This is a genomic window from Clostridium sp. OS1-26, assembly GCF_030915445.1.
In the GTDB taxonomy this organism is placed as follows: Bacteria; Bacillota; Clostridia; order Clostridiales; family Clostridiaceae; genus Clostridium_AM.
Map to the genome: position 1 here is coordinate 1,324,546 of NZ_CP133264.1, position 26,020 is coordinate 1,350,565.

The 26,020-nt window shown below is 32.3% G+C and carries 26 protein-coding genes and 1 pseudogene; 9 read left to right on the top strand and 18 right to left on the bottom strand.

All coding sequences use genetic code 11. The features are described 5' to 3' along the window. Positions 1 to 7: 7 nt before the first annotated feature. The 5 genes from RCG18_RS06575 to murI all read right to left on the bottom strand — a co-directional run bounded on the left by RCG18_RS06575 (position 8) and on the right by murI (position 4,555). The gene (locus RCG18_RS06575; protein ID WP_308040555.1) at positions 8 to 1,807 is read right to left on the bottom strand and encodes a heme NO-binding domain-containing protein; all 1,800 of its coding nucleotides are present in this window, start codon (positions 1,805 to 1,807) and stop codon (positions 8 to 10) included. A gap of 169 nt (positions 1,808 to 1,976) precedes the next feature. Further along, positions 1,977 to 2,645 (bottom strand): helix-turn-helix domain-containing protein, encoded by a 669-nt coding sequence (locus RCG18_RS06580; RefSeq protein ID WP_308040556.1) that lies wholly within the window; start codon positions 2,643 to 2,645, stop codon positions 1,977 to 1,979. Positions 2,646 to 2,659: 14 nt separating this feature from the next. Further along, a complete protein-coding gene (locus RCG18_RS06585; RefSeq protein ID WP_308040557.1) occupies positions 2,660 to 3,040 on the bottom strand; it encodes a DUF3783 domain-containing protein in 381 nt (126 codons plus the stop codon). A 102-nt stretch (positions 3,041 to 3,142) separates the two neighbouring features. Then, the gene (locus RCG18_RS06590; protein ID WP_308040558.1) at positions 3,143 to 3,658 is read right to left on the bottom strand and encodes a peptidylprolyl isomerase; all 516 of its coding nucleotides are present in this window, start codon (positions 3,656 to 3,658) and stop codon (positions 3,143 to 3,145) included. 114 nt (positions 3,659 to 3,772) lie between these two features. After that, the gene (gene murI, locus RCG18_RS06595) at positions 3,773 to 4,555 is read right to left on the bottom strand and encodes a glutamate racemase (protein WP_308040559.1); all 783 of its coding nucleotides are present in this window, start codon (positions 4,553 to 4,555) and stop codon (positions 3,773 to 3,775) included. 435 nt (positions 4,556 to 4,990) lie between these two features. Here murI and RCG18_RS06600 point away from each other — a divergent pair, with 435 nt between their 5' ends. Further along, complete coding sequence (locus RCG18_RS06600; RefSeq protein ID WP_308040560.1) at positions 4,991 to 6,892, top strand: glutamine synthetase; 1,902 nt, start codon at positions 4,991 to 4,993, stop codon at positions 6,890 to 6,892. 33 nt (positions 6,893 to 6,925) lie between these two features. Here the strand turns inward: RCG18_RS06600 and RCG18_RS06605 are convergent. The 7 genes and pseudogenes from RCG18_RS06605 to RCG18_RS06635 all read right to left on the bottom strand — a co-directional run bounded on the left by RCG18_RS06605 (position 6,926) and on the right by RCG18_RS06635 (position 13,539). Then, positions 6,926 to 7,920: pseudogene (locus tag RCG18_RS06605) on the bottom strand (LacI family DNA-binding transcriptional regulator). Positions 7,921 to 8,020: 100 nt separating this feature from the next. Beyond that, on the bottom strand, positions 8,021 to 8,938 hold the full coding sequence (gene rbsB / locus RCG18_RS06610) for a ribose ABC transporter substrate-binding protein RbsB (RefSeq protein ID WP_308040561.1): 918 nt from the start codon (positions 8,936 to 8,938) through the stop codon (positions 8,021 to 8,023). A gap of 44 nt (positions 8,939 to 8,982) precedes the next feature. After that, positions 8,983 to 9,912, bottom strand: coding sequence for a ribose ABC transporter permease (gene rbsC / locus RCG18_RS06615; RefSeq protein ID WP_308040562.1), 930 nt, complete (start codon positions 9,910 to 9,912; stop codon positions 8,983 to 8,985). Positions 9,913 to 9,943: 31 nt separating this feature from the next. After that, complete coding sequence (locus RCG18_RS06620) at positions 9,944 to 11,443, bottom strand: ATP-binding cassette domain-containing protein (RefSeq protein WP_308040563.1); 1,500 nt, start codon at positions 11,441 to 11,443, stop codon at positions 9,944 to 9,946. Positions 11,444 to 11,464: 21 nt separating this feature from the next. Next, positions 11,465 to 11,860, bottom strand: a complete 396-nt coding sequence (gene rbsD / locus RCG18_RS06625; RefSeq protein WP_308040564.1) for a D-ribose pyranase — start codon at positions 11,858 to 11,860, stop codon at positions 11,465 to 11,467. Between the two features lie 3 nt (positions 11,861 to 11,863). Continuing rightward, positions 11,864 to 12,796 carry a ribokinase gene (rbsK, locus tag RCG18_RS06630; RefSeq protein ID WP_308040565.1) on the bottom strand — a complete coding sequence of 311 codons (933 nt, stop codon included), beginning with the start codon at positions 12,794 to 12,796 and terminating at the stop codon, positions 11,864 to 11,866. 194 nt (positions 12,797 to 12,990) lie between these two features. Continuing rightward, the gene (locus RCG18_RS06635; RefSeq protein WP_308040566.1) at positions 12,991 to 13,539 is read right to left on the bottom strand and encodes a 2'-5' RNA ligase family protein; all 549 of its coding nucleotides are present in this window, start codon (positions 13,537 to 13,539) and stop codon (positions 12,991 to 12,993) included. A 281-nt stretch (positions 13,540 to 13,820) separates the two neighbouring features. On the opposite strand from RCG18_RS06635, the gene RCG18_RS06640 reads away from it, so the two are divergent. From RCG18_RS06640 to rlmH, 7 genes are all read left to right on the top strand, one after another. Beyond that, positions 13,821 to 13,985: a DUF1540 domain-containing protein gene (locus RCG18_RS06640; protein ID WP_308040567.1), complete on the top strand. Its 165-nt coding sequence runs from the start codon at positions 13,821 to 13,823 to the stop codon at positions 13,983 to 13,985. A gap of 188 nt (positions 13,986 to 14,173) precedes the next feature. Beyond that, the gene (locus RCG18_RS06645; RefSeq protein ID WP_308040568.1) at positions 14,174 to 15,436 is read left to right on the top strand and encodes a UDP-N-acetylglucosamine 1-carboxyvinyltransferase; all 1,263 of its coding nucleotides are present in this window, start codon (positions 14,174 to 14,176) and stop codon (positions 15,434 to 15,436) included. Positions 15,437 to 15,463: 27 nt separating this feature from the next. Then, positions 15,464 to 16,249 (top strand): MBL fold metallo-hydrolase, encoded by a 786-nt coding sequence (locus tag RCG18_RS06650; protein WP_308040569.1) that lies wholly within the window; start codon positions 15,464 to 15,466, stop codon positions 16,247 to 16,249. A gap of 17 nt (positions 16,250 to 16,266) precedes the next feature. Then, positions 16,267 to 16,833, top strand: coding sequence for a GerMN domain-containing protein (locus RCG18_RS06655; RefSeq protein WP_308041972.1), 567 nt, complete (start codon positions 16,267 to 16,269; stop codon positions 16,831 to 16,833). Further along, positions 16,817 to 16,969 (top strand): CxxH/CxxC protein, encoded by a 153-nt coding sequence (locus RCG18_RS06660; RefSeq protein ID WP_308040570.1) that lies wholly within the window; start codon positions 16,817 to 16,819, stop codon positions 16,967 to 16,969. The genes RCG18_RS06655 and RCG18_RS06660 overlap by 17 nt, the downstream gene beginning before the upstream one ends. Positions 16,970 to 17,089: 120 nt before the next feature. After that, a complete protein-coding gene (locus RCG18_RS06665) occupies positions 17,090 to 17,587 on the top strand; it encodes an SEC-C metal-binding domain-containing protein (protein ID WP_308040571.1) in 498 nt (165 codons plus the stop codon). 93 nt (positions 17,588 to 17,680) lie between these two features. Next, complete coding sequence (rlmH, locus tag RCG18_RS06670; RefSeq protein ID WP_308040572.1) at positions 17,681 to 18,160, top strand: 23S rRNA (pseudouridine(1915)-N(3))-methyltransferase RlmH; 480 nt, start codon at positions 17,681 to 17,683, stop codon at positions 18,158 to 18,160. 149 nt (positions 18,161 to 18,309) lie between these two features. Here the strand turns inward: rlmH and RCG18_RS06675 are convergent, their stop codons facing one another. The 3 genes from RCG18_RS06675 to RCG18_RS06685 all read right to left on the bottom strand — a co-directional run bounded on the left by RCG18_RS06675 (position 18,310) and on the right by RCG18_RS06685 (position 20,398). Beyond that, the gene (locus RCG18_RS06675; protein ID WP_308040573.1) at positions 18,310 to 19,080 is read right to left on the bottom strand and encodes an epoxyqueuosine reductase; all 771 of its coding nucleotides are present in this window, start codon (positions 19,078 to 19,080) and stop codon (positions 18,310 to 18,312) included. Positions 19,081 to 19,221: 141 nt separating this feature from the next. Then, positions 19,222 to 20,256 carry a Xaa-Pro peptidase family protein gene (locus RCG18_RS06680; protein WP_308040574.1) on the bottom strand — a complete coding sequence of 345 codons (1,035 nt, stop codon included), beginning with the start codon at positions 20,254 to 20,256 and terminating at the stop codon, positions 19,222 to 19,224. Further along, the gene (locus RCG18_RS06685) at positions 20,213 to 20,398 is read right to left on the bottom strand and encodes an aminopeptidase P family N-terminal domain-containing protein (protein WP_308040575.1); all 186 of its coding nucleotides are present in this window, start codon (positions 20,396 to 20,398) and stop codon (positions 20,213 to 20,215) included. Before RCG18_RS06685 ends, RCG18_RS06680 begins: the two co-directional genes overlap by 44 nt. 139 nt (positions 20,399 to 20,537) lie before the next feature. On the opposite strand from RCG18_RS06685, the gene RCG18_RS06690 reads away from it, so the two are divergent. Beyond that, the gene (locus RCG18_RS06690) at positions 20,538 to 21,143 is read left to right on the top strand and encodes a TetR/AcrR family transcriptional regulator (RefSeq protein WP_308041973.1); all 606 of its coding nucleotides are present in this window, start codon (positions 20,538 to 20,540) and stop codon (positions 21,141 to 21,143) included. Here the strand turns inward: RCG18_RS06690 and RCG18_RS06695 are convergent. From RCG18_RS06695 to hydA, 3 genes are all read right to left on the bottom strand, one after another. Continuing rightward, on the bottom strand, positions 21,123 to 21,497 hold the full coding sequence (locus RCG18_RS06695) for a hypothetical protein (protein ID WP_308040576.1): 375 nt from the start codon (positions 21,495 to 21,497) through the stop codon (positions 21,123 to 21,125). The genes RCG18_RS06690 and RCG18_RS06695 overlap by 21 nt on opposite strands. A gap of 421 nt (positions 21,498 to 21,918) precedes the next feature. After that, a complete protein-coding gene (xdh, locus tag RCG18_RS06700) occupies positions 21,919 to 24,531 on the bottom strand; it encodes a selenium-dependent xanthine dehydrogenase (RefSeq protein ID WP_308040577.1) in 2,613 nt (870 codons plus the stop codon). Between the two features lie 90 nt (positions 24,532 to 24,621). Continuing rightward, positions 24,622 to 26,013 (bottom strand): dihydropyrimidinase, encoded by a 1,392-nt coding sequence (gene hydA / locus RCG18_RS06705; RefSeq protein WP_308040578.1) that lies wholly within the window; start codon positions 26,011 to 26,013, stop codon positions 24,622 to 24,624. Positions 26,014 to 26,020: the final 7 nt, after the last annotated feature.

Genomic DNA, 26,020 nt, shown 5'->3' on the forward strand with positions numbered 1-26,020 from the left:
ATAAACATTATATTTTATACTTACCTAGCTCTGTTTTAAATGTTTCAGCTATATTTTTGAAATCATGAATATTTACTATGAGCTTTCTAATCTCGTTAGTGTAATTTGAAACACTTGCGCTTACTTCTTCAGAGGAAGCAGAATTTTCTTGGGCTATAGCAGCAAGAGATTCTATGTTATCATAAATACTTGCAATAGAATCAGCCTCTTTGCTCAATTCGTTTATTGTTTGTATCATAGATGATGCTACAATCTGTACTGAGGTTGTCGCTTCATAGCTTATATCTCTCACACTCTCTAAACTTTTAGTTTCCTCTTGAAGAACGTAATACTGAGAGTCTATTTTTTCTACTAGTCCTCGTATCTCTTCTGCAAATTGAACTAAATTAGTATTTATCTCTTCCACTGCATTCTTTGATTGTTCTGCTAATTTCCGTACCTCTTCTGCAACTACAGCAAAACCTCTTCCTTGCTCTCCTGCACGAGCAGCTTCAATAGATGCATTTAATGCTAGTAAGTTTGTCTGCTCAGAAATGCCAGACACTATGGAAACAATATGTGTAATATCCTTTGCTTTACCTTGGAGTTCAAGTCCCTTATCTTTAACCTGCTGAAACTTGTCCAAAGTATCAAGTATATTTTTGCTTGTGCTATTTACGTTCTCATAACTATTATTTATTTTTCCTAGAGCTTTTTCTAGTTCAGTTTTATTACTATTCTCACTTTCAACAATACTTTTAAGGTTTTGAATATTATCGTTAAGTACCGAAACTGCTCTTTCAGTATTTTGAGCCTGATCTACTGCACAATTGGCTACCTGCTCAACTACATCAGATATTTCTGCAGATGTATAGTTCATAGAATCGGATATTGTATTTATATTACTTACAAATGTATTCATCTCGTCTGTAACACCTTTGAATCCTACAAAATCTGATTTAATGCTTTTTTTGTGATTATTTAGTAGTTTATATATATCTTCAAAAAAATCTCCCGTTTCTATATCTCCATCTTCAATAAAGCTACTTTTAACAATTTTATTTAAATCATCTATTATTATGGATTTAGGCCTCATAAGAGCAGATGCAGCTATCCATGAAGCTATTGCTGATATAACTGAAACTATTATTGCTTTAACTATATTATTAATTCCAATAATAGGAATGGACGTAGCCAGGGAAAATATAAACGTAAATACTCCTACTTTTGCTCCTATATCCTTTAAAAATCCCAATGAAAGAAGCTTATTAAATCTATATATTTTTTTATAATATATATCTTTCTCAAAAGTAAACTTAAATTTTACTGATTCATTGGTTTTCTCTAGTTCCTCTATTTTAAGTTTCTCATTAAAAAATCTAGAAGCTCCTTCAATCATTCCTGCAAGATAGTCAAACATACCTCTTTGAGATCTGTATTCAAAAATAGCTACTCTATCTGATATAGGGTTTATTGTTACTAATGGTGGTTTAGCTCCTGGGAATTTTTTCGTCATAACAACATGTATATCAAACAGTGACTTTAGAAATGAATACAAATTTTCCTGTTCGAAAAATGCTGGAAAGTCATTATGAAATGCACTTATGTTATCTATTCCTATTTCTTTCCATAAACCTTTAGTGTCAACCTTATTATCTTTTGCTATTAAATCGATTGCTTCCTTAACTTTTGTATCTTCTATATTTTCTGCAGGTGAAAATATTTTACTTGCTCCCCAGCCTACAGATTCCATAGCCTTATCTACCGTGTCATTACCATATAATTTTCTACAGGTTCTCATCCATGTAGCAACTATAGTCCCTTTCATATGCTCCCTCCTAAATACTTACAAAATTTCACGAAAAACTACTACTTATACAAATAGTTTATATTAAAATAAATTATACAACATTAGTATTATTTTGACAAAGGTATTTATAATAGATTAATAAAAGTCCCTATTACCCAACTCGATAATAGAGACTTTTATTAATCTATTATAATTTTATCTCAAGTCTATCAAGCTTAGCTATAACCTTAATATCTTTTACTCCAACTGTTTCTGTTCTTAAGCTACCTCTATTGCTTAAAAGCAATAACTTACTATTATCTAACTTCTTTATTTGCCTCACCGTTCTCTTGTTATCATATTCTATAAGGCATACTGCACTATTTTCTAATTCATGTGTGATATGAGCAAAAGCTAAATCTCCTTTTGATATCCTAAATCCTATCATGTCATCATCTTCAATTTCTAAATATAATACCTTATCCTGGGCATATCCATCAACCTTATTGTTTATTAATGGAAGCTGCTTAAAACTAATCGGTCTTTCCATATCATATGTATAGACAGGAACTTTTTTTAATACTGAGCTAAAGGCTTCATTCCACACATCCTTTACCTCTTCCTGTTTCTTTTTACTAGAAAACTTTTCAGTCTTTTCTTCTTTATATACTTGCTCTTCAAAAGACATTGTAATATCATTAATATCTTTTCCTAATACCTTTGATATTCTATCAATTAAACTTTGGTTTATAACTTTTCTTCCTGATTCTATTTCACTAATAAAACTTTCAGATACACCTAACTTTTTAGCTAATTGTTTTTGACTCATACCAATACTAGTTCTTATATTTTTTACTTTTTCTCCAACTCTACTCATTTTTCCCCCGACTTTTACTTTCTGCGATTTTTAGCCCATTCTCTTTCTTCTATTAAGTGTTCCAATAAATTTTCAAAAGTCCACTCTATAGATGTTTCTGTAACTACAGCTAAAATAGGTTTGCTTATTAAGTTAACTCTTAAGTCTTTTATAACTTTCTCTAATTCCTCATCATTAAAGTTATTCAATAGTATAACCTTTTCTTGTGGAAGCCTACAATTATATATATTTAACTTTAGCCCATTCAGTATATCTTTTATCTTCATTTTCCCCATAGACTCTTCAATAACTTTGTAGTCAGGAAGATTATTTTCTTTCATTAGGTCATGCATAATTTGTTTTTCTTCTTTATCAAAACCAAATATTAACATAGTTTTATCATTTTCCAACAGCACTGCACTCCCTTCTTAGGCATATAAAAATAAATAACAAGTCAAAGATTATAGTATATTTTATGGTATACTGAGTTGTTATTTATTTGAATGCGCCTTAATTTATTAAAGTTTTTCTGGTTCAGAATACTCTTTCTCAAAAGTATCTACTGTAACTTCTTCCATTACTTGTTCTTCATAAGGTCTATCTCTAAAATCTGTTTTAGAATTTACTATTTCTTCTGATACTTCCTCACCTTCTATTAACTTACCAAATGATGCATATTGTCCATCTAGATGTGGTGAGTCTTCTACCATAATAAAAAATTGACTTCCAGCAGAGTTAGGATTCATAGCTCTTGCCATAGATAAAACACCTTTAGCATGCTTAAGTTCATTTTTAAATCCATTGTTGCTAAATTCACCCTTTATCGAATATCCTGGACCACCTGTTCCTACTCCTTCTGGACATCCTCCCTGAATCATAAAACCAGGAATTACCCTATGAAATGTTAACCCATTATAAAAACCTTTCTTTATTAAGCTTATAAAATTATTAACTGTATTTGGAGCAATCTCTGGATATAATTCAGCCTTCATCACTTTTCCATTATTCATTTTAATCGTTACTATTGGATTCATATGTATTCATTCTCCCTTCACTTAACAAATCTTGATATAGTATATTTGAATTATACCATAACTTTTATTATTTACTATTTTCTACATATATAATCTATATAATTAATTCAAAGATTATTCATTTAAATTCAGCAATCTATAACTTAAATTTATAATTTCATTATTACTTAGAGAGTTGCTTATTTCCACATTACCCGCTTCTTTCCTTTTGCTTATAATATTATATTCTAATAGTTGTCTTTTTAATTGCTTCGCAGTCCCCATGCTTCCATCAATAATAGGAACTTTATTTTCTAATACTATAGACAACTCCTTTTTTATGAATGGATAGTGAGTACATCCTAAAACTATTGCTGCAATTCCAGTTTCTTTGAAGGGTTCTATCTTTTTTTGCAAGTATTTGCTTACTTCCTCACCTTCTATTATTCCCTCTTCTATTAATTCAACCAATCCTGGACAAGGTAGTGGAGTAATCTCTGCTCTATCTCTATAGTTTTCCATCAAATTATTAAACTTAGCTTCTGCTAAAGTCATAGGAGTAGCCATAATGATTATTTTCCCTTTTCTATTATATTCTACTGCTGGCTTTAAGGCAGGTTCGATACCTATTACAGGCATATGATCACTATACTTTTCTCTTAGGTCTGCTATTGCCGCACTAGTAGCTGTATTGCAAGCAATAACTAGCGCCTTAGCATTCTTCTTTATCAAATAATCAACAGCATTAAATGTTAGCGTTTTAACTTCATCTACACTTCTTGTTCCATAAGGGGCATTCTTGGAATCTCCAAAATAAATGTAATCTTCTCTAGGTAAAACCTTTATTGCCTCTTTTAATACACTGATTCCTCCTACACCTGAGTCAAAAAAGCCAATAGGCCTATCTTCTAAATTCACTTTACCACCTCGTTGTGTACATATGTATATTTTATATTATATAATATACATATGGATTACACAAATTCAATAGTACGTTTTGCATAAATATTCATTGAAAATGTATACAATTGAAATTAATATGAAAAAACTGAATTTTCAAATAAATTTATTGCATTTTCTTTTTTATTATGATAAGTATATTTTGAAAAACAAACCCCTTGGAATGACTTTATTTTCAAATTATTCGTGGTTCGTTTGCAAACTCATCCAAATGTAAGAAATAACATACTATTGCAATTTTGTTTTATAATCCTTCATTTTTCTATTGACATATATGCATATTAATTATAAAATCATGAATATATAAAAACTTTTATACTATTCGCTTAATATTAATTTTTTAAAATATAAGAGTAAAAATACTCTTTTAATATTTTATAGGAGGTCATATATATGGTAAAGGACTTACTCTATGTAATTCCAAAGGAAAAACATTCTGAAGAAGACTTAAAAAAAATTCTAACTTGCCATCCTGAAATAAAATTTGTATCTTTAATCGGTATAGATTTATCAGGAAATGATACAGATGAAAAAATACCTGTAAAAGTTTTTTTAGAGGACATAGACACTTTTTTAAAAGGAGCAGTTCAAACTGATGGCTCTTCTGTTGTTCTCCCTGGAATCGCAAGCCTAAATAACGCTAAAGTGGATATGCTAGCAGATAAAGATGTAAATTGGTTCGTAGAGTATAACTATGAACATTTAGACCTTGAAACTAACAAACCTGTTGGCACACTGAGAATTCCTTGTTTCTTATATCACGATAATAAAGCCGTAGACTCTAGACATATTCTTAAACACTCCATTGAATATTTTAAATCAACTCTATTAGACTTATTTGAAAAATATCCTGAATCACTTTCATCATTTGGAATAAAATTTGAAGACATTGAAGACGTAGTTGCTACCTGTGCTACAGAGTTAGAATTTTGGGTGAAAACTCCTAATGACAAAGCTCATGTTGAAGAACTTTCTACTTCCCAAGTATTACAAGAGCAATACTGGACTAGAACTAAAGGAGCAGTTAGAACCTCTCTAGAACAGTCTCTTCTTATGATGGATGCTTATGGTTTAGAGCCTGAAATGGGACATAAAGAGGTTGGTGGAGTAAAGGCAAAAATAGATGAGTCAGGAAAATTTACACACATAATGGAACAATTAGAAATAGATTGGAAATATTCTACTGGAGTTCAAGCTGCTGATAATGAACTTTTGGCTAGAAGTATAATTAAAGAAACATTTAGAAGGAATGGATTAGATGTTACATTCCTAGCTAAGCCTATAGATGGAGTCGCTGGCAGCGGAGAGCATACTCATTTCGGTATAGCACTTAAACTTAAAAACGGCAAAAGAATAAATTTATTCTCAACTACTAAAAACCATTTCTTAAGTACTTTTGGTTATGCTTCTATAATGGGAATACTTAAGAACTATGAAGTAATAAATCCATTTGTATCTTCTACTAATGATTCACTTAGAAGACTAAAGCCGGGATTTGAAGCTCCTGTTTGTATAGTTACTTCTATAGGACATACAGTTGAAATTCCTTCAAGGAATAGAACTATACTTGTAGGTGTAATAAGAGATTTACAAAACCCTTTGGCTACTAGATTTGAACTTAGATCTCCAAACCCTCATACAAATACTTATCTAGCTGTATCTGTACTTTATTTAGCTATGATAGATGGTATAAAATATGCTGTAACTAATGGTAAAACAGAAGATGATCTTCTAGCTGAATTATCTAAGAAACCAGAAGCTGATGCAGATTATCTTGAAAAAGGAAGAGCATATAGAAGTGAAGAGGACGTATTCGAAGATTTTACAGACGAAGAGAGAGAGAAATTCTTTGGAAAGGCTCCAGCTACAGTTTATGAAAATCTAAAAGCATTTGATATGTATCCTGAGAAAAAGAATGTTCTTATCCAAGGCAATGTATTAGATGAAAAGCTTATAAACAGCTTTAGATTAGCTGTAACAAAGAGATGGCTTATAGAGATAACCAATAGAATAATGTCTAACTACTCTGATGAAATAAGAAGTTGTAAAATGCTTCATTCAATAGACAAAGCATTGGATCTTGATGTGGCTAACTGGATGAAGATAAATGAATTAAGACATTATATAATGAAAGATACTTATTCTAAAAAGAGCTTATTTGCTAGAATTAAGAATGCTATAGAAGCTGGAAACTATGACGAAGTATCAAATCTTCAAATAGAATTAGATGAAAAAATTAAGGAACTAAGAGAATTGTATTCTTCTTATAAGAAAAACTTAATAGATATAGGATAAAGTTAATACCCGCGCAATTACGCGGGTATTATTCTATGTTTCTCTGATTATAAGCTCTGTCTCAAAGTAAATCTGTTTGCTTTCGATATCTTCAGCATCTATAACATCTATGAGTAGCTTGCAAGATTGTTTTCCCATTTCATAGATAGGTTGGGATATTGTTGTTAACTCTGGCGCAAAAATCTCTGATAATTCAATATTGTCAAAACCAAGAACTCTTATATCCTGTGGAATTTTAAATCCTCTTTTTAATAATACCTTTATTCCACCTAAGGCCATTGCATCATTGCTATAAAATATAGCATCTAGATCCGTTGTATTCTGTAGTATGTTCTCTGTAGCCTTAATACCTCCGTCTATAGTAAAATCTCCGCTAAACACTAGATTCTCATCATATAATCCATATTTACTCATGGAATATTTATATCCATCTAGTCTCTGCCTAGAAATTTCAAGCATTTTAGGTCCTTCTACAAAGGCAATTTTTCTACTCCCTCCATTATACAGATACTCTATCCCCTTCAAAACTCCATCTTTGTTTAGCGCATATACTCCGTATTCCTCTTCATGAGTATCAATATATCTATCTACAAGCACAAAAGGAATGTTATTATGCTTTAGCATTTTAACACTATTCTCGCTTTCTCCACCGGCTATAAATATAACACCATCCACTAGTTTGCTTATGAGTAACTTTATATATTTTTCTTCCTTGTTCGTCTCATTATCCGTATTGCAAAAAATTACGTTATATCCTAATAAGCTGGCTTCATCCTCAATAGCTCTTGCAATTGAAGAAAAGAATGGGTTCGTAATATCCGGAAGGATTATTCCAATTGTACCAGTTTTTTTGTACTTAAACTTCTTGCCAAAGAGTTTGGTATATAGTTCATTTCCTTAGCCAAACTCAGCACTCTATTTCTAGTCTCCTCGCTTATACTTTGATCACGTTTACTTAAAACCATTGAAACAGTAGCCTTAGATACTCCTGCCATTTTAGCAATATCAAGCATTGTTACTTTTTTCATTACCATCCCTCATGCACTTTAAATTTTTCCATTCATTATTATATATTTATTATACACTATACTTTACAAAATCCAGGGCAAATTACCCTGGATTTTTAAATTATTTCTTTATAAGTTTTAAATCTACTGGTATTTCTTTTTGTACAGATTCACCTTTTATAACTTTTCCAGCATTTTCAACAGCTAAACTTCCCATTAAATCTGGTTGTTGTGCAACTGTAGCTGCCATTTCTCCACTTTCAACTGCTTTTTTAGCATCATCATTTCCGTCAAAACCAACAACTAAAACCTTTTTGCCTTTTAAGGCCTTAACAGCACCTAGAGCCATCTCATCATTGTGTGCAAACACAGCATCAAACTGTGGTGTAGCTTGCATTATGTTTTCCATTACGTTTAATCCCTTTTGTCTATCAAAGTCTGCTGCTTGGCTAGCTACAACCTTAACATTATCTTTGTTATCTACACCCTCATGGAATCCCTTACCTCTATCTCTAGTAGCTGATGCTCCTGGTATTCCTTGAAGCTCAACTATGTTAGCCTTGCCACCTAACTTTTCAAGAATGAAATCTGCTGCCATTTTTCCACCCTTAACATTATCTGAAGCTATGTGGGCAACAACATTACCTTTATTAGCTTTTCTATCTACAGTTAAAACTGGTACTTTCTTATCATTTGCTGCTTGGATTGAGTTTCCAACCGCATCACTATCTGTTGGGTTTATAATAATTGCTGAAACTCCTTGTTGTAAAAGGTCATCAACGTTAGCTCTTTCCTTGCTTGCATCGTTTTGTGAGTCAACAACTACCAATTCATACCCTAATTCTTTAGCTTTTTTAGTTGCTCCATCTTTCATGGATACAAAGAAAGGATTGTTTAGTGTTGATACAACCATTCCTATCTTTTTCTTTTCTCCACCTTGTTTGCTTTGTTCTGTCTTGCTGCCACATCCAGTAAATCCTGCTATAGCAATCATACCTGTCAATGCTAGTGATAACATTTTTAAACGAGTTCTTTTCATAATATTAATCCTCCTCAGATTTTATATAAATTTTTAATGTTTACTTATTTATTTTTCTTATCAAGAATAACAGCCAGTATTATTACAAGTCCTTTTACTATTAATTGATAGAATGGTGATACATTCATTAAATTTAATCCATTATTTAATACACCTATAATCATTGCACCTATTATTGTTCCAATTACTGATCCTTCTCCACCTGAAAGGCTTGTCCCTCCAAGAACAACTGCTGCAATAGCATCTAATTCAAATCCTGAACCAGCATTAGGTGATGCTGAGCCTATTCTGCTTGTTACTACAATACCGCTAAGTGCTGCTGTTACACCACATATAACATAAACTAAAGCTTTAATTTTATCTGTATTTATACCTGACAGCCTTGCCGAGTCTTCATTACCGCCTACAGCATAAACATATCTGCCATATCTTGTTTGATTTAGCACATACCAAGCGCTTAAAACTACAAGTAGTATTAGAATTACAGGTAAAGGTATGCCCGCTAACTTACCATTACCTATAACGGTAAAATCTGAGCTTAATCCTGATATAGGTGTTCCTTTTGTATAAACATAGGTTACTCCTCTAAATACAGTCATAGTTGCCAATGTTACTATAAAAGCCTGTATTTTACCTTTTGAGACTAGTATCCCGTTAAACAAACCAATCAATGCTCCTATTATTAAAACTACAATTATAGTTAAAAAAGTATTAGCATTACTTTTAACTAAGGTTGCTGCTACAGCTCCTGTTATAGCTAGAGTTGATCCAACAGATAAGTCTATTCCTCCAGTTAATATTACAAAGCACATGCCTACTGCAATTATTGCGTTAACAGAAACCTGAGTAAATACGTTTAATACGTTTGTGACAGTTAAAAATCTAGGAGTAATAATAGATATAACTACACAAAGTATTATCAAGCCTATTAAAGATTTATATTTAAAAAGCAAACTCTTAATATCCTTTTCCATATTTCATTCTCCCTTTGTTATAATATAAAATTTAAATGCCAACTGCATATTTCATTATATTTTCTTGAGTAAGCTCATCTCTCTTTAATTCACCAGTAAGCTTTCCTTCGTGCATTACAATTACTCTATCGCTTACACCTATTATTTCTGCCATATCTGAAGAAATCATAATGACAGCCTTACCATCGCTCTTTAATTCATTTAAAACTTCATAGATCTCCTTCTTCGCTCCCACATCTATACCTTTAGTAGGTTCATCAATTATCAAAATCTTTGGCGAAAGCATAAGCCACTTTGCCAATATTACCTTTTGTTGATTTCCTCCACTAAGGTTTTTAATTAACTGCTCTCTATGAGGAGTTTTAACTGAAAGTTTCTTTATATATTTATCAACCTCTTCTTTTTCTGCCTTTTTATTTATTCTTTTTAAACTATTTTCATAATTTTTTAAATTTGATATTGTCATATTTTCTCTTACAGACATGCCAAGAATTAAGCCTTCTTTTTTTCTATCTTCGGATAAGTAGCAAACTCCATGGCTAATTGCATCTTTAGGGGAATTTATACTAACCTTTTGTCCATCAATACAGATTTCGCCTGAACTTTTCTTGTAATCTCCAAAAATAGTTTTAGCAAGCTCAGTTCTTCCGGCTCCCATAAGCCCGGCAATGCCTAGTATTTCTCCCGCTTTTACTTCAAAACTTACATTTCTAACTTTATCTTTTAGGGATATATTATCAACCTTTAATAAGGTCTTTGTTTTATCTACTTCTTTATAAGGAAACTGCTCTTCAAGTTTTCTTCCCACCATCATAGTAATTAAATCATCTTTAGTTACACTTTTAGTTTCCACATCTCCAACATATTTACCGTCTCTTAGTACAGTAATAGAATCACAGATTTGAAAAATCTCATCCAATCTGTGAGATATATAAATAACTGCCATTCCCTTTTCTTTTAGCTTTCTAATTACAGTAAATAGATTTTTTGTTTCTACATCAGTAAGCGCCGTAGTTGGTTCATCCATTATAATAATGCCAGAGTTTTTAGTTAAGGCTTTTGCGATTTCAATCATTTGCATTTCTCCTACATTTATATCCTTAACTAAAGTATCCGGATTTATATTGCATCCAATTTGCTCTAGAAAGCCTAAGCTTCTTTCTCTCATCCATGCTTTATTTATTCTTCTAGTGCCCTTATCAAACTTCTCATTTCCTAAAAATATATTTTCTGAAACAGTTAGGTTCGGAAGTACACTAAGTTCCTGATGTATAATTGTTATTCCCATGCTTTCAGCATGTTTAATACCCTGTATATCAACCTCGTTTCCTTCAATTAAAACCTTTCCTTCATCTTTTTTATAAACACCACTTAATATCTTCATAAGTGTAGACTTTCCCGCTCCATTTTCTCCAAGCAATGCTACTACTTCTCCAGAATTGACTTTTAGATTAACGTCTTGTAGTGCCTTTACTCCAGGAAAGGATTTAGATATGCCTACCATCTCTAAAAGCGGCTTTTTATCTTCCATATTCTTTCCTCCTAAAATGTTTTAAAATACAACTCCTGATCTTAAAATTATATTCGCATAAGGTGTTTGTTCTCCAGTTCTTATAACAGCCTTACACTCTTTCAATTTGTCTTTGAGCTCTTCATGTGTTATGAAGGTCATCTTCACATCTCCAATTTCCTTTTTTATTTCTTCAAATAGTGCTGGGTTAACATCTGCAGTTTCCTTTGCTAATTCTACTTCTTCTACTTGAAGTTCCATTAATACAACTTTTAGTGTAGCTATAAAGCTAGGAATATCTTTTATAAGAGCTAAATCTATTCTTTTGGTTTCCTCTGGAATAGGCAAACCACAATCCCCTATGGCCAAACCATCAGTATGTCCCATTTTTGATATTACACTAGATATTTCTGAATTTAATAATCCGATTTTTTTCATCTTTTATTCCTCCCCGTATAACTTAATCACTTCTTCTAGATATGGAAGGGATGGTTGAGCACCTTGTCTCTGAACTACAAGTGCTGAAACTTTATTTGCAAATTTAATAGCTTTTTCAATTATTTCAAAATCTACTTTATCCTCATTTTGTAATTTACTTACTAAGGCTCCTATAAAGCTATCTCCTGCTGCAGTAGTGTCTACAGCCTTAACCTTATAGGCTGGTATAATGCTGAACTTATCATTGCTTACTACCGCTGCCCCTCTCTCACCTAGGGTTATTACTACAAATTTAACTCCTTTTCCCATGAAACTATCTGCTGCTTCTTTTACACTACTTATATCTTCAACCTTAACTCCTGTAAGCTCAAAAGCTTCTGTTTCATTTGGAACTATAATATCTGTAAGTTTTAACAGCTCATCAGGTATGTTTTTTGCTGGAGCTGGGTTCAGTATAGTTGTTACCTCATTTTTCTTAGCAATTTCAAAGGCCCTTATTGTGATATCTAATGGAGTTTCAAATTGAGCTATAAGCAATTTAGAATTTTTTATTACATCTTCAGCATCTTCAATTGATTTATTGTCAACCTCCATGTTAGCTCCAGGTACAACTATTATAGAATTACTTCCAGCATCATCAACTGTAATAATTGCCATACCAGTTGGAGTATGATCACTATATTTAATGTTGTTTATATCTATTTTATCTTGTTCCATAACTTTTAAAAGTTCGCAACCGTTTTCATCTTGTCCAACTTTTCCTATAAAGCTTACACCAGCTCCTAATCTTTTAGCAGCAACTGCTTGATTAGCACCTTTTCCTCCGGGAATTTTTTTATAATCCTTTGATAAAATAGTTTCTCCTGACTTTACCATTCTATCAACTCTTAATACTAAGTCCATATTTATGCTGCCTAAAATGCAAACTCTGTTCATATATATTCACCTCTATAATAAATAACCCTCGTTTATTTAACCGGTTAAATAAACCGGTTAAATTTATTCTATATTAGCTTTGATAAGATGTCAATCATTTTTTTGAAAACTTTTTCATTACTTAAAATTGAAAAAAGAAGAGCAATGACAACCTTCTGCTACCACTACTCTTCTTTTCATTATTTATTGCTATGCTAAAAGTCCCTTAATGGAAAACTTTTTATTATCATTTCTTTTTTATTGTTTATCGGCTTCCAAAGCTCTATCCTATCTATCTTTGCCATTTTGTGAATATTTTCTTTTTTAGTAGTATCACAAGCTGCCACATATTCTTTACTAGACCATTCTCTTATAGCATAATTAGTATTAGCTAGTGAAATATGCAAATCCCAGTTGTCGATATTATCTCTAACATTAAAACCATGCAATTTAAGTGTGTCATTTATATGTCTTACTAATCTGATTATATATCCCTTATTTTCTATTTTTAAATTAACTGATTTATATGGTGGATCAAAACATATTGCTCCATTAATTTCAACTTTAAATTTCTTATATGGCTTTAATATATCAGAAACTATTTTATTTAGTTTCTCTATATCAGGATCTCCTACAACTTCTAAGGTTATGTGAAGAACAGGCATATTTTTATATATCTTATACTTTTTACATATGCTTTTCTGCATTCCTTCAATGTATGAATATGATTGTTTATCAAATAAAGCTACTAAATAATACTTCATGTTATTCTCAATCCCCCAAAACTAATACTTGTAACTCCATGTTATAATAACTAAATATCATTATAACATATAATTGTTTCATATAATATTTTTATACATAATATCTTCATGATAATTTATCTAATTGTACTAAAAAGCAACGTTTTCTTATTAAGTTCCCAGCCATATATTCAATATGTATACCTTTATTTAATTTTAATTTCATGTATATATAAAACTTAAAGTGAGAAAATAATATTGTTAGTTTTTAAAATATAATTAATTCATGGAGGTATTCAGTAATGATGGTAAACCGCAATGATAGCATAGGATGTGTAGTTAACGAATGTAGATTTCATGCTAAAGATCAAGACTATTGTACACTAGAGAAAATTCAAGTTACAAAACATGAATCATTAGCTAAAACAAAACAATGCACAGACTGTGGAAGCTTCGAAAAAGAATAGTTATAAAAATATAAGCACCCTAGGGTGCTTATATTTTTGGACTAAATTACATTAACCTCCTATTCACTTTTCTAAAAATAATGTTAAAATATTATAGAATTATGTTATAATAAAATTTGTGTAACAATTTGAATTTAAGTTTTATGTATTTATATAAATTATTAATGATGATAAGGATGGATGCGGGAATGGATAAATTGGTAATTAACGGTGGAAAACCTCTTTATGGTTGTATAGAAATAAATGGTGCGAAAAATGCTGCTGTAGCGATACTTCCTGCTGCTATAATGGCGAGTGAAGGTGTTTGTAATATAGATAATATACCTGATATTGAAGATGTTCATTGTATTGAAAGAATAAATGAAAGTCTTGGATGTACATTAGTTAGAGACAAAAATTCTGTTTCTATAGATAGTTCAAAGATAAACAGTGTTATAGCAAATACAGAAGATGTGAGAAAAATGAGAGCTTCCTATTATTTAATAGGAGCACTTTTAGGCAGATTTAAAAAAGCTGTCGTAGAACTTCCAGGGGGATGCCCTATTGGGGTTAGACCTATAGATCAACACATCAAAGGTTTTGAAGCCTTAGGTGCAAAGGTAGAAATTAAACACGGATGTGTAACTGCCGAAGCTGACAGATTAATAGGAACAAATATATTTTTTGATGTAGTTAGTGTTGGTGCAACTATAAATGTTATGTTAGCGGCAACTTTTGCTGAGGGGGTAACAACCTTAGAGAACGTTGCAAAAGAGCCTCATGTAGTAGATGTTGCAAACTTTTTAAATAGCATGGGCGCTAATATCAAAGGTGCTGGTACAGATGTTATAAGAGTTGTAGGCGTAGAGTCTTTAAAGGGCTGTTCCTATAGCGTAATACCTGATCAGATAGAAGCTGGTACTTATATGATAGCTGCTGCTGCTTGTGGAGGAGAAGTTACTATACAAAACGTTATACCAAAACATCTTGAGTCCATATCTGCAAAGCTTATAGAAATGGGTGCAGAAGTGACGGAAGATGGTGATTGTATTACTGTAAAATCTAATGGCAACCTTAAAGGGGTAAACATAAAAACTCAACCTTATCCTGGCTTTCCAACAGATGTACAGCAACCAATGAGCACACTTCTAACAATAGCTCAAGGTAGAAGTATAATTAACGAAAGCATTTGGGAAAGTAGATTTAAACATGCAGATGAATTGAAGAAAATGGGCGCAAATATAAAGGTTGAAGGTAGATCTGCTATAATAGATGGTGCTGACAAACTCACAGGCGCTATTGTAAAGGCAACTGACCTAAGAGCTGGTGCAGCTATGGTTATAGCTGGTCTTATAGCAGAAGGTGCTACTGAGGTAGTAAGCATTGAACATATTGATAGAGGATACCCTAATATAGAGGAAAAATTCCACGCATTAGGAGCTGACATAATAAGGGTTTCCTGTGCTGAATAGTCTTAACCTTAGAATAGGAGAATTATTATGATTTTTTGCTCTTTATACAGTGGTAGTAGCGGAAATAGCTTATTTGTATCTTCTGATAAAGCTAAAGTACTCATAGATGCAGGGCTTCCTGGAAAGAGTATTGAAAATGCCTTATTAAACATTGGGCATAATGCTAAGGATATCGATGCTATATTTGTTACTCATGAACATATAGATCACACAAAAGGCGTTGGAGTGTTGTCAAGGAAATATGATATTCCGATATATGCGAATTCTCCTACTTGGGAAGCTATGTCGGGAACTATAGGAAAAATAAAAGAACATAATATTAATGTAATAGATAGTAGCCACGTTAGTGTTAAAGACATGGACATATTAAGCTATAAAATTTCTCATGATGCTGCAGCTCCTTCTGGATACGCTTTGCAATATAAAGATAAAAAAGTTTGCATAGCAACAGACTTAGGCTTTTTTTCCGATGAGGTAAACACTGCCTTAAAGGATGCAGATATAGTATTGCTTGAGAGTAATCATGATGTAGAAATGCTTAAGTTTGGTCCATATCCCTATAGCTTGAAAAGGAGAATTTTAAGCGATATTGGACATTTATCTAACGAAGACTGCGGAAAAGCTATTGTAGATATTACAAATAATAAATTTAAAAAGATAATATTAGGACACTTGAGTAAAACCAATAACTATCCTGAACTAGCCTATCAAACTGTGCTAAATGTCTTAAACTCTGCTGGAATTAAGCTAGATAAGGATTTAAGTTTATCTATGGCAAAGAGAGATATGCCAAGTAATTATATAGAATTTTAAATGAAATGGGTGAGGATATGAAAAAAGGTTTTAGCGTTTTCACTTGCTCTATATTGGTAGTTTCTTTATTGGGTCTAACTGGATGTGAAAAGAAGGATAAGACAAGTCTAAATAATAAGGAGAAAGAGAAGAAAATAGTTTTGTCTAAAGAAAAAGAAAACACTTTAGACTTAAATATTTACTTTGATTCTTCTAAAGATGCTAATACTTCTGAACTTGCGAAAGAAGAAAGAGTTCTAAAACGATATGAAATTCTTGGGGAAACCATACTTGGAGAAATTATAAAAGGGCCATCAGTAAGTAGCAAGCTAAATCCTGTTTTGCCTAAGGATACAAGGGTTCTAAGTTTTTCCATTAAAGACAACATTGCCTTTGTAAATTTTAGTAAGGAAGCAAATATTTCTATGACTTCTTCAAAAGAAGAAGCTTGCTTGAAAAGCATAATTTGGTCACTTTCCCAAATTCCATCTGTTGAAAAAGTTAAGATTTTAGTAGAAAATAAAGATACAGGTATTTGGGGAGAACACTTTGATTTATCAAAACCAATAGGAAAGGATGACATCCAAAATGCCAAAAGAAATTAAATATTGTTGTGAAAATCATGTAGATATAGCATTTGATGACTTTTTAGTAGAGAATGAAACCTTTCCTAACTTAGAAAAATGTGAAAATCAGCAATGTAGCTATTGCAATGATACAGCTAAATATGTATTGACATAAATAAAATAAACTTGATTAGTATAAATATCAAAAATTATTGAAAAATGTTATAATTTCTATTATAATAATCAAGTGGTATATTTTCAAAATTAGTAATATATTTGCAAAAGGAGAATAACTATGAGTTTGTATAAAAATTGGACAGATATGGTCATAGATTTTGTTAAAACTAGAGGAGAGGCTGAATTCTGGAAAGAATATGGCTCAATTGAAAAACATATTTATACAAGAATCTTAGCTGAACATAAAGATACTGTAAGCGGTTCAATAAAGGACTTAGCGAGCAGATATGAAACTACAACAATCTTCTTCATGGGATTCCTAGATGGAATAAATGATAGTCTTGAAGAAGCTCTTGACCTTGAAAGTTTAGAGGAAGATTCTGATATATCCGTAAAAATTAACTTTGAAAAATTATATTTTAATATGTTAGATGCTAAAGCTGACTATTTATATGGTCTTCCACAATGGGAATCTATATTCTCACCAGAAAAGAGAAAAGAAATTCGCCAGCAATGGGCTGCTTCAAAAACTGTTGTAAATAAAAACAAGGTTGGAAGAAACGATTCTTGTCCATGTGGAAGCGGCAAAAAATACAAAAATTGTTGTGGAAAATAGTACTTAATTTTAAATTAAATCCTTACACTATTGTGTAGGGATTTTTTGACATTTACTGTGATTGGATAAAAAATTTTTAGAGAGGTATTTGATATGAACATATCCATAATATGCGTTGGTAAACTTAAAGAAAAATATTTAAAGCAAGCTATAGATGAATACTCTAAACGCCTATCAAGATATTGCAAACTGGAGATTTTAGAGGTTCCTGATGAAAAAACTCCTGATAATGCCTCTGAGAAGGAAGAACTTTTAATAAAAGAAAAAGAAGGTTTAAATATCTTAAAGCATGTGAGAGATAATATGTTTGTAATTACGCTAGATCTTAAGGGTAAGATGCTTTCCTCTGAGGAGTTAGCAGGCTTTATAAAGGAATCTGGTATTAAAGGCAATAGTAATATAGCTTTTGTAATAGGCGGCTCTCTTGGACTCTCTAAAGCTGTTTTAGATAGGGCAGACTTTAGTCTTTGTTTTTCTAAGATGACCTTTCCACATCAGCTTATGAGAGTTATTTTGTTAGAGCAGATTTACAGAGGATTTAGAATAATTAATGGAGAACCTTACCATAAATAACGTAAACTTTTTATTATCAGCATTATAAGATTTCAAGTTTAGTATGATGCAACTGTAGTAATTATCATTGATATAGGCTTAATAAAGTAGGACTTACTAAAGTAAGTCCTTGATCCATGTAAGTATATGAATGGTGTTTATTAACAGAACTATTTATTTAGTTTTACTGGGTCAGTTGTAGAACAAGGAACGTCAACTAAGCACTTACCACAAACATCTGACAAACCAATATCTGAATGAACTTTATCGTTATATAAACACATTTCATAACATTTATGTCTGTCAAAGTAATCAACTTTTAGAGCATTATTTACACATCTATCTACACATTTTTTGCATACATTCATATGCTTATATAGACAATTCTCTTTATTTTTTCTTTTAGTAGGTTCTATCTTTAAATCAGTTATAAAACTACCAATCCTTCCACAGCATCCTTTATCAGTAATTAACATATTGTTTAATGCAAATTTTCCTAACCCAGCGATAAAAGCAGCATGTCTGTGAGACCAGTCACTAATTAATTTTTTAGTATCAAAATTATGTGTTGCTGGTATAATGTTTGATTTATATCCTAACTTTTGTAATTCATTTTTAATAAAAGTATTTAAATCTAATATTAGTTGATTAGTTTCTATATATGCTTTTGCCCAAACTTTCGAACTTTCTTTTCCTTCTATATTACTTTTAACTACAGCTTCATCAAAAGGTATAAAGTATGCTACTACCGTTTTGGCTTCTGGTAAAAAATCTTTAGGCAGTGCATGAGAAGGACTTACCACATCTTTAAGATTATAAAACATTTCATCCATTGCATCTGCATATGCTACCAAAGGTTCTTTCCACTTAGTTTGAACATCTCTCATTTCTGAATAGTGTTCTACAAATTGCTTTATAATTATCTCAATTTTATTATTCATTTTTACCTCCTAAACTATTTAAAAATAAAAAAACTATTTTAAAATAGTTTTTTTAATGTTATCTGCATACTATTATAGCTTTTTGGCTAAATAAGTCTTATCTAAAATTTAGCTAGTTTTTAGCTTATTTTTTGATTTTTGTTAATTTAATTTTAGTGCTTGTCTTATAAATTTTCCTTTGATTTTAGAAATTATATTTTTATTAGTTATAGTCATTGAATTAATATCTGTTGGGAATTTAGTTAAAAGTTCGTAACCATTCTTTGTTATAAGAACAGTATCTGAATGCCTGTATCCTCCAACACCGTCAATATATATTCCAGGTTCGATACTTATAACCATACTTTCTTTAAGAATTTCATCATCCCCTATAGATATAAATGGTGTCTCATGATTGCTAAGACCTATTCCATGTCCTGTCCTATGCAATAAATTATTTTCATATCCCTCTTTTATAAGGTATTCCCTTGCAGCTATATCTATATCAGAGCATCTAGTACCTGGCTTTACAAGATTTAATGCAATGTTGCGTGCATTCATCATATGATTGAAATGTTGTATGTCTTGATTATTAGGCTCACCTAAGAAAAATGTTCTTTCGCATTCAGAGGCATACCCATTTACTTTAAAATATGTCATTGCTATATTTGAACCCTTGATTAATCTATCATCTAATCCAGGTATGCTATGAGGCATTGAACTCATAGGTGATGGCCATACCACAGATGTTAAAGAAGTAAGAATTGGGTCAAAGTTTTTTTCCCGTATTAATTCACGTTGAATTGATCCTGACAGTGTGAACATTTCTAAAACAGAAGCACCTACATATGCGTTTTCGAATATCTTTTTCATCCCTAAATCGGATAGTTCTGATGTATTACGAATCATTTCAATCTCATATGGGGTTTTAATTTTTCTCATTTCATCTACTATATCCAAGTGAATAATTTCATTTGCAACTACTTTATTTAGAATATTATATGCAATAGTATTTTCAACACCAACTCTTTTAAAAGGCTTAATTATAGTACCAAGAATATCATACCAGTTTTCTCCCTCTGCTGAAGTAGCTTCCCAATATGCTTTTATCTCACATTCAATAGTAATTTTACTTAAATGTTTTTCTTCAAGTTTAGGTGACAAAAATATTGGTGTTCCTTTTGCAGGAACGATCATAAAAGGCTCTTTCTTCCGGTTTGTAAGCCATACCAGTAAAATATAATAAACTATCTTGAGCTGTAAGAATATATGCGTCAAGCTTATTTTTTGTGATTTCATGCTGTAAACATTTAATTCTTAGAGAAAGTTCTCTATTCATAATATAAATCTCCTTGTAAATAAATTTTATTATTGTTATAGTATTATAAATGATCATAAACTCAAATGACCGCGGTCACTTAATGAGAAAAGTATATTATTTCTTAATTATTTTGTCAACTAGGAGTGAGAAAAGTTTGGTGTCAGAAAAAATAAGTTCAAGAAAATTAAAAGCAATGGAAACAAAAAATAAAATTTACAATAGTGCATTAGAGCTCTTTAGAACCTATGGCATTGATGGTGTGAGTGTAAATTCTATAGTGGAAATGGCTGGAATATCGAAAGGAGCATTTTATGTACATTATGAATCTAAATTCTCTTTATTAACAGAATATATTAACTCATTAGATTTAAACTATGAAGAATATTTTCAGAGCATTCCTAAAGATATGAAAGCTTCAGCTACGCTTATTTTGATAACTAAGAAAACTAGTGATGTCCTTAAAAATGATATAGGGTATAGTTTAATAAAAAACGTATATGAAGCTATGCTATTACAAGAACTTAATCCTGATGATATATTAAATTACAATAGAAGCCTTCCTGCCATTTATAAAAGAATAATTTTAAAAGGAATAGACGAAGGGGAGTTCAGAACTTCAATTGATGCTGAGAGTTTAGCAAGGCAATTTATTATGAGTATTAGGGGGATGACATTTGAGTGGTGCATTCATTCAAGTGAATTTGATTTAGAAAATGAAATTTTAAATCATTTTAAGTTATTATTAGATGGTATACTTATCTAATGTAGCAATTAAGTTTAATACTACTCCAAAAAGGTTTATTAATATAGCAAAAATCCAAGCTCTTCTTGAATAATATAAATTAGGCTTTGAGTAGTTTAAAATATGAACTATTATGCCACTATAACCCAATATGATTACTGAAATGCCCATAAGAAACCTATATACATTATGATATTGTAAGAAACCTGTAGTCAAACATAAACCGTAAGTAAGCATTGCAATTATTCCACTTAAAGAAGATGTAAAAGACAATGCCCTACCACGATAAGCTTTCATGTAAAAGCTTAGAATATTATATAGAATACCTAATATCAAGTAACTAAGCTGAAGGTTTAATAACAACGATAGCTTCATTAAAATTCACCCCTAATTTTCTAGAATTCAAAATATAATTATAATATATTTATGGAATGATTGTATTATGACCGAGGTCATCGACTGTAGTCATAATATAACTATTTAACTATTTTGTCAAGATGAAAGAAAGATTTATAAATAATAGGCTATAGGATGTTGGTAGTACCCTATAGCCTCAGCCATCATCAAAGCCTCTTCGCTAGAAACATGAGCTAAGCAATAGCAGGATCTAGTCCTCCCATTACATTGACACCAATATTCATAGCCTCTTTTATAAGCGATACCGTGTTACCTTTTAAAAGACCATGTTGTGGAAATGCTACTATATAATTTTAACTTATTACATCTTCAATTTCTGAGATGCAATAAAGGACATCTACAATGTTTAGATGTCCTTTATTTATATAAGTTATTATATCTACTTTTTCTTTCTGTAGGCAGTATCTTCAAGAGGATAATTATATCTGAATTTACCGTCTTTTTTGTAGTACGCATTTTGACATGCTGGAGCACCAACACAGCATACAATTTCACCAAGACCCTTAGCTCCATATGCAACGCCATTAGGGTCATTCTTTTCGATAAAGTGAGTTTCAACAGGCGGCATTTGTATTGACTTAAATAGGCCTAAGGTACCTAACTTTGCTTGGGGAACCCCATCCTTTAATGGGAAATCTTCTGTTAAACCATATCCAAGAGCCATAGCTACTCCACCTTCTACCTGACCTTCTGCAGAAAGAGGATTGATTGCTCTTCCAACATCATGAGCCGCAACAACTTTTACTAGTTTTCCTTCTTCATCAATAACGACAAGTTGTGTTGCATATCCATAGGCAATATGGCTTACTGGATTAGGTTTATCAGAACCAATTGGATCTGTTACAAAACTAAATTCTCCTATATATTCCTTGCCTTCCAAATTAGCTAATGTATACCCAGCATCTAAGTCAGCTTTTAATTTCAAGGATGATTGACGGGATGCTTCTCCAGCAAATGTAGTTTGACGAGATGCTGTTGTAGTACCGGAGTCAGGTGTATACTTAGTATCAGGATGTTCAACGACAATTGTATCTGGAGCCAATCCTGTTGTTTCACATACCATCTGCATTAACACAGTTTGTACACCTTGTCCAATTGCACCAGCAGAAGATCTAGCGTGAACTTTTCCATTAATTATTTTTAAGTTACAACGTCCAATATCAGAAAGACCTACTCCAACACCTGCGTTCTTCATCGCAGAAGCAATTCCCACATAATAATTTGGATCTGTTTCATATTTTTCAAAATCTTCTTTTACTGCTTCCAAAGTTTCTGCCATGGCAGTTCCTTCATCTGCTATCTGTCCATTTGGCAGTACTTGTCCTGGTCTGATAGCATTGCGATAACGAATTTCCCATCCAGAAATTCCAACTTCTTCTGACAGCTGGTTGATGAGGCATTCTATCGCTGCAGCAGATTGTGTTACTCCGAAACCACGGAATGCACCAGCTGGTGGGTTGTTAGTATAGTAAGCGTTACCTTCAATATCCATATTTTGATAATTGTAAGGACCACCAGCATGAGTGCAGGCTCTTTGTAGCACTGGACCACCAAGAGAAGCATATGCACCTGTATCAGAGGTAAGTCTAGCTTTCATTCCTTGGAAAATACCATTTTCATCACAACCAATTTTAACATAAATGTCCATTGCATGACGTTTTGGATGATAGTTTATACTTTCCTGACGGCTAAGCCATACTTTTACTGGTCTCTTAGTCAGATAAGCACAAAGTGCCGCTTGATGCTGAACACTCATATCTTCCTTACCACCGAATCCTCCGCCAACAACAGCACTTTGAATTCTTATCTTTTCCATTGGAAGTCCAAGATAATTACTAAGTTCATGATATTCATCATAAACACTTTGTCCTGATGTAATAACCTTAATACCATCTCCATCTGGCAATCCAATTGCAGTTTCTGGTTCCATAAAGGCATGTTCAGTTGGTGGAACATGGAAGGTACCTTCTACTACATATTTAGAATTCGCAAGTGCAGTTTCTGCATCCCCACGTTTTACTTCTTCATGATCTAATAAATTGTTTTCCGGAATTCTGAACTTCCCAAAGTGCATAAAACCTTCTCCATGCACTTGTGGAGCACCTGGTGATGCAGCTTCTTGTGGACTAGTTACTGGTTTCAATACCTCGTATTCTACTTCAACAGCCTTTACAGCTGCCGCTACCTGTTCTTTTGTTTCAGCAACCACCATTGCAATAGTATCACCAATGCACTTAGTTTCCTCTCCTATATCAATCATTCCTGGCCAGTCTTGTGCTAAGTGACCAATATATCTCTTTCCAGGAATATCTTTCGCTGTATATACAGCAACAACTCCTGGCATTTCAAGAGCTTTGCTTGTATCGATAGATAATACTTTTGCACGAGCATACTTACTGAATACATTCTTTCCGTAAAGCATACCCTCAAATTCATAATCATCCACGTATTTTGCTGTTCCTAAAGTTTTTGCACGAGCATCTACACGGCAAGTTCTTTCTCCAACCTTACCTGTTTGTTTTAATTCAGGTACTTCTAAGTTTTCTCTTAACATTTTTGCAGCTAAAAGAATACCTTCTTCAATTTTAGCATATCCAGTACAACGGCAAATATTAGTACGAATAGCCTGTTTTATATCCTCTCTTGTAGGATCTGGATTTTGATCAATTAAGCATTTACCGCATATAACCATACCTGGAATACAGAATCCACATTGTACAGCTCCTGCAGCAGCAAAAGCATATACAAATACTTCTCTTTCTCTTTCTGTAAATCCTTCTATAGTTTGTATCTTCTTTCCTTCTAATCTAGAAAGCTTTTGTACACAGGCACGAGTTGTTTTTCCATCAATAATGACAGTACAAGTTCCACAAGCACCTTCTTTACATCCGTTCTTTACTGATGTTATTTTTAACTCGTCACGTAGGAAATCCATTAATGGCATGTCTATTTCAGATTTATGACACTTACCATTTACATTTACTTCAAACATTTTAAATTCCTCTCTCTCTATTAAAGGCATCTTCAAAAAATCTTCAACCTATTTTGGGTCTTATTATTTTCTTTCAGATGCCTTACCTAATTATTTTTTGGAAAATGGTTTTCTATGCAAGTATATTCCATCAGGGGATTTTGACACTATATTTGAATTAACAACAACTTGTCCTCCCCTTAAAAATACATGAAGTACTTTTCCCCTTTGATCAAAGCCTTCATAAGGATTATAGTCAACATTTTGTGTTTGATTTTCAGCAGTTATTACTCCTCTATATTCTGGATCCCACACAACAATATCTGCATCGCTTCCTACCTGTATTGTTCCTTTTTGTGGGAAAAGTCCAAATAACTTTGCAGCATTTGTCGATGTCAATGATACCCACTGATTTTCAGTTATTGCTCCAGTAGCTACTCCATAGGTATAAAGTAACGCCATTCTATTTTCTACTCCAGGAGCTCCATTTGGTATTTTACTAAAATCTTTAATGCCTATATCCTTCTGCCCTTTGTAATTAAATGAACAATGATCTGTAGCTACAGTGTCTATTTCATTGAATTTAAGACCCTTCCAAAGTGCCTTCTGATCATCAGATTTTCTTAGAGGAGGAGACATCACATATTTTGCTCCACTAAACTCATCTTCCCCTTTTGGATCATAATATGAGTCATTTAATAATAAATACTGTGGGCAAGTCTCCACGTAAACCTCTGCTCCTCTTTTTCTTGCTTCCATAGCAATATTAAGTGCTTCCTTTGAGCTTAAATGTACTATATAAACAGGTACACTTGCTAATTCCCCAAGCTGTATTGCTCTAAATACTGCTTCTTTTTCTGCCTCTGCCGGCCTAGTTTCTGCATGATATTTTGGTGATGTGTTCCCTTTACTTTTAGCTTCATTCACCAATACATCTATTACATCTCCATTTTCACAATGAAATCCGATTAAAGCTCCTATTTCGCCGCTCTTTTTTAATGCCCTAAAGATAGACCCATCATCTACCTGCAAGGTATTTTTGTATGCCATGTACATCTTAAAAGAAGGTACACCTTCTTTAATCATATCGCCCATTTCATTACATATACTTTCATTCCAATCAGTTATTGCCATATGGAAGCCATAATCACAATAACACTTCCCCTTCGCTTTTCCGTTCCAATTTTGTAATGCCTTTTTTAAAGTTTCCCCTTTGTTTTGAGTTGCAAAATCGATTATAGTAGTTGTTCCTCCGACTATTGCAGCTCGTGTTCCACTTTCAAAGTCATCTGCAGTAATAGTAGAACCAACATCTAAATCAAAATGGGTATGAGGATCTATACCTCCTGGAAGGAGGTAGCAGCCCGCTACCGAAACTACCTTGTCTCCTTCACATTCTATGTTATCTCCTATAGCAACAATTTTTTCCCCTTCTATTTTTATATCTGCTTCATAACTATCTGCTGCAGTTATAACCCTTCCACCTTTAAGAACTATACCCATTGAAAAA

Bases quoted from the DNA above. Each gene is read 5' to 3' on its own strand.
- RCG18_RS06675 (WP_308040573.1), bottom strand. From the start codon at position 19,080: ATGAATAATAAAATTGAGATAATTATAAAGCAATTTGTAGAACACTAT.
- rbsB (WP_308040561.1), bottom strand. From the start codon at position 8,938: ATGAAAAGAACTCGTTTAAAAATGTTATCACTAGCATTGACAGGTATG.
- RCG18_RS06635 (WP_308040566.1), bottom strand. From the start codon at position 13,539: ATGAAGTATTATTTAGTAGCTTTATTTGATAAACAATCATATTCATAC.
- rbsD (WP_308040564.1), bottom strand. From the start codon at position 11,860: ATGAAAAAAATCGGATTATTAAATTCAGAAATATCTAGTGTAATATCA.
- hydA (WP_308040578.1), bottom strand. From the start codon at position 26,013: ATGGGTATAGTTCTTAAAGGTGGAAGGGTTATAACTGCAGCAGATAGT.
- RCG18_RS06580 (WP_308040556.1), bottom strand. From the start codon at position 2,645: ATGAGTAGAGTTGGAGAAAAAGTAAAAAATATAAGAACTAGTATTGGT.
- RCG18_RS06665 (WP_308040571.1), top strand. From the start codon at position 17,090: ATGAGTTTGTATAAAAATTGGACAGATATGGTCATAGATTTTGTTAAA.
- xdh (WP_308040577.1), bottom strand. From the start codon at position 24,531: ATGTTTGAAGTAAATGTAAATGGTAAGTGTCATAAATCTGAAATAGAC.
- RCG18_RS06685 (WP_308040575.1), bottom strand. From the start codon at position 20,398: ATGAATAGAGAACTTTCTCTAAGAATTAAATGTTTACAGCATGAAATC.
- RCG18_RS06660 (WP_308040570.1), top strand. From the start codon at position 16,817: ATGCCAAAAGAAATTAAATATTGTTGTGAAAATCATGTAGATATAGCA.
- RCG18_RS06655 (WP_308041972.1), top strand. From the start codon at position 16,267: ATGAAAAAAGGTTTTAGCGTTTTCACTTGCTCTATATTGGTAGTTTCT.
- rlmH (WP_308040572.1), top strand. From the start codon at position 17,681: ATGAACATATCCATAATATGCGTTGGTAAACTTAAAGAAAAATATTTA.
- RCG18_RS06640 (WP_308040567.1), top strand. From the start codon at position 13,821: ATGATGGTAAACCGCAATGATAGCATAGGATGTGTAGTTAACGAATGT.
- RCG18_RS06620 (WP_308040563.1), bottom strand. From the start codon at position 11,443: ATGGAAGATAAAAAGCCGCTTTTAGAGATGGTAGGCATATCTAAATCC.
- RCG18_RS06650 (WP_308040569.1), top strand. From the start codon at position 15,464: ATGATTTTTTGCTCTTTATACAGTGGTAGTAGCGGAAATAGCTTATTT.
- RCG18_RS06695 (WP_308040576.1), bottom strand. From the start codon at position 21,497: ATGAAGCTATCGTTGTTATTAAACCTTCAGCTTAGTTACTTGATATTA.
- RCG18_RS06575 (WP_308040555.1), bottom strand. From the start codon at position 1,807: ATGAAAGGGACTATAGTTGCTACATGGATGAGAACCTGTAGAAAATTA.
- RCG18_RS06590 (WP_308040558.1), bottom strand. From the start codon at position 3,658: ATGAATCCAATAGTAACGATTAAAATGAATAATGGAAAAGTGATGAAG.
- rbsC (WP_308040562.1), bottom strand. From the start codon at position 9,912: ATGGAAAAGGATATTAAGAGTTTGCTTTTTAAATATAAATCTTTAATA.
- RCG18_RS06680 (WP_308040574.1), bottom strand. From the start codon at position 20,256: ATGATCGTTCCTGCAAAAGGAACACCAATATTTTTGTCACCTAAACTT.
- rbsK (WP_308040565.1), bottom strand. From the start codon at position 12,796: ATGAACAGAGTTTGCATTTTAGGCAGCATAAATATGGACTTAGTATTA.
- RCG18_RS06600 (WP_308040560.1), top strand. From the start codon at position 4,991: ATGGTAAAGGACTTACTCTATGTAATTCCAAAGGAAAAACATTCTGAA.
- RCG18_RS06645 (WP_308040568.1), top strand. From the start codon at position 14,174: ATGGATAAATTGGTAATTAACGGTGGAAAACCTCTTTATGGTTGTATA.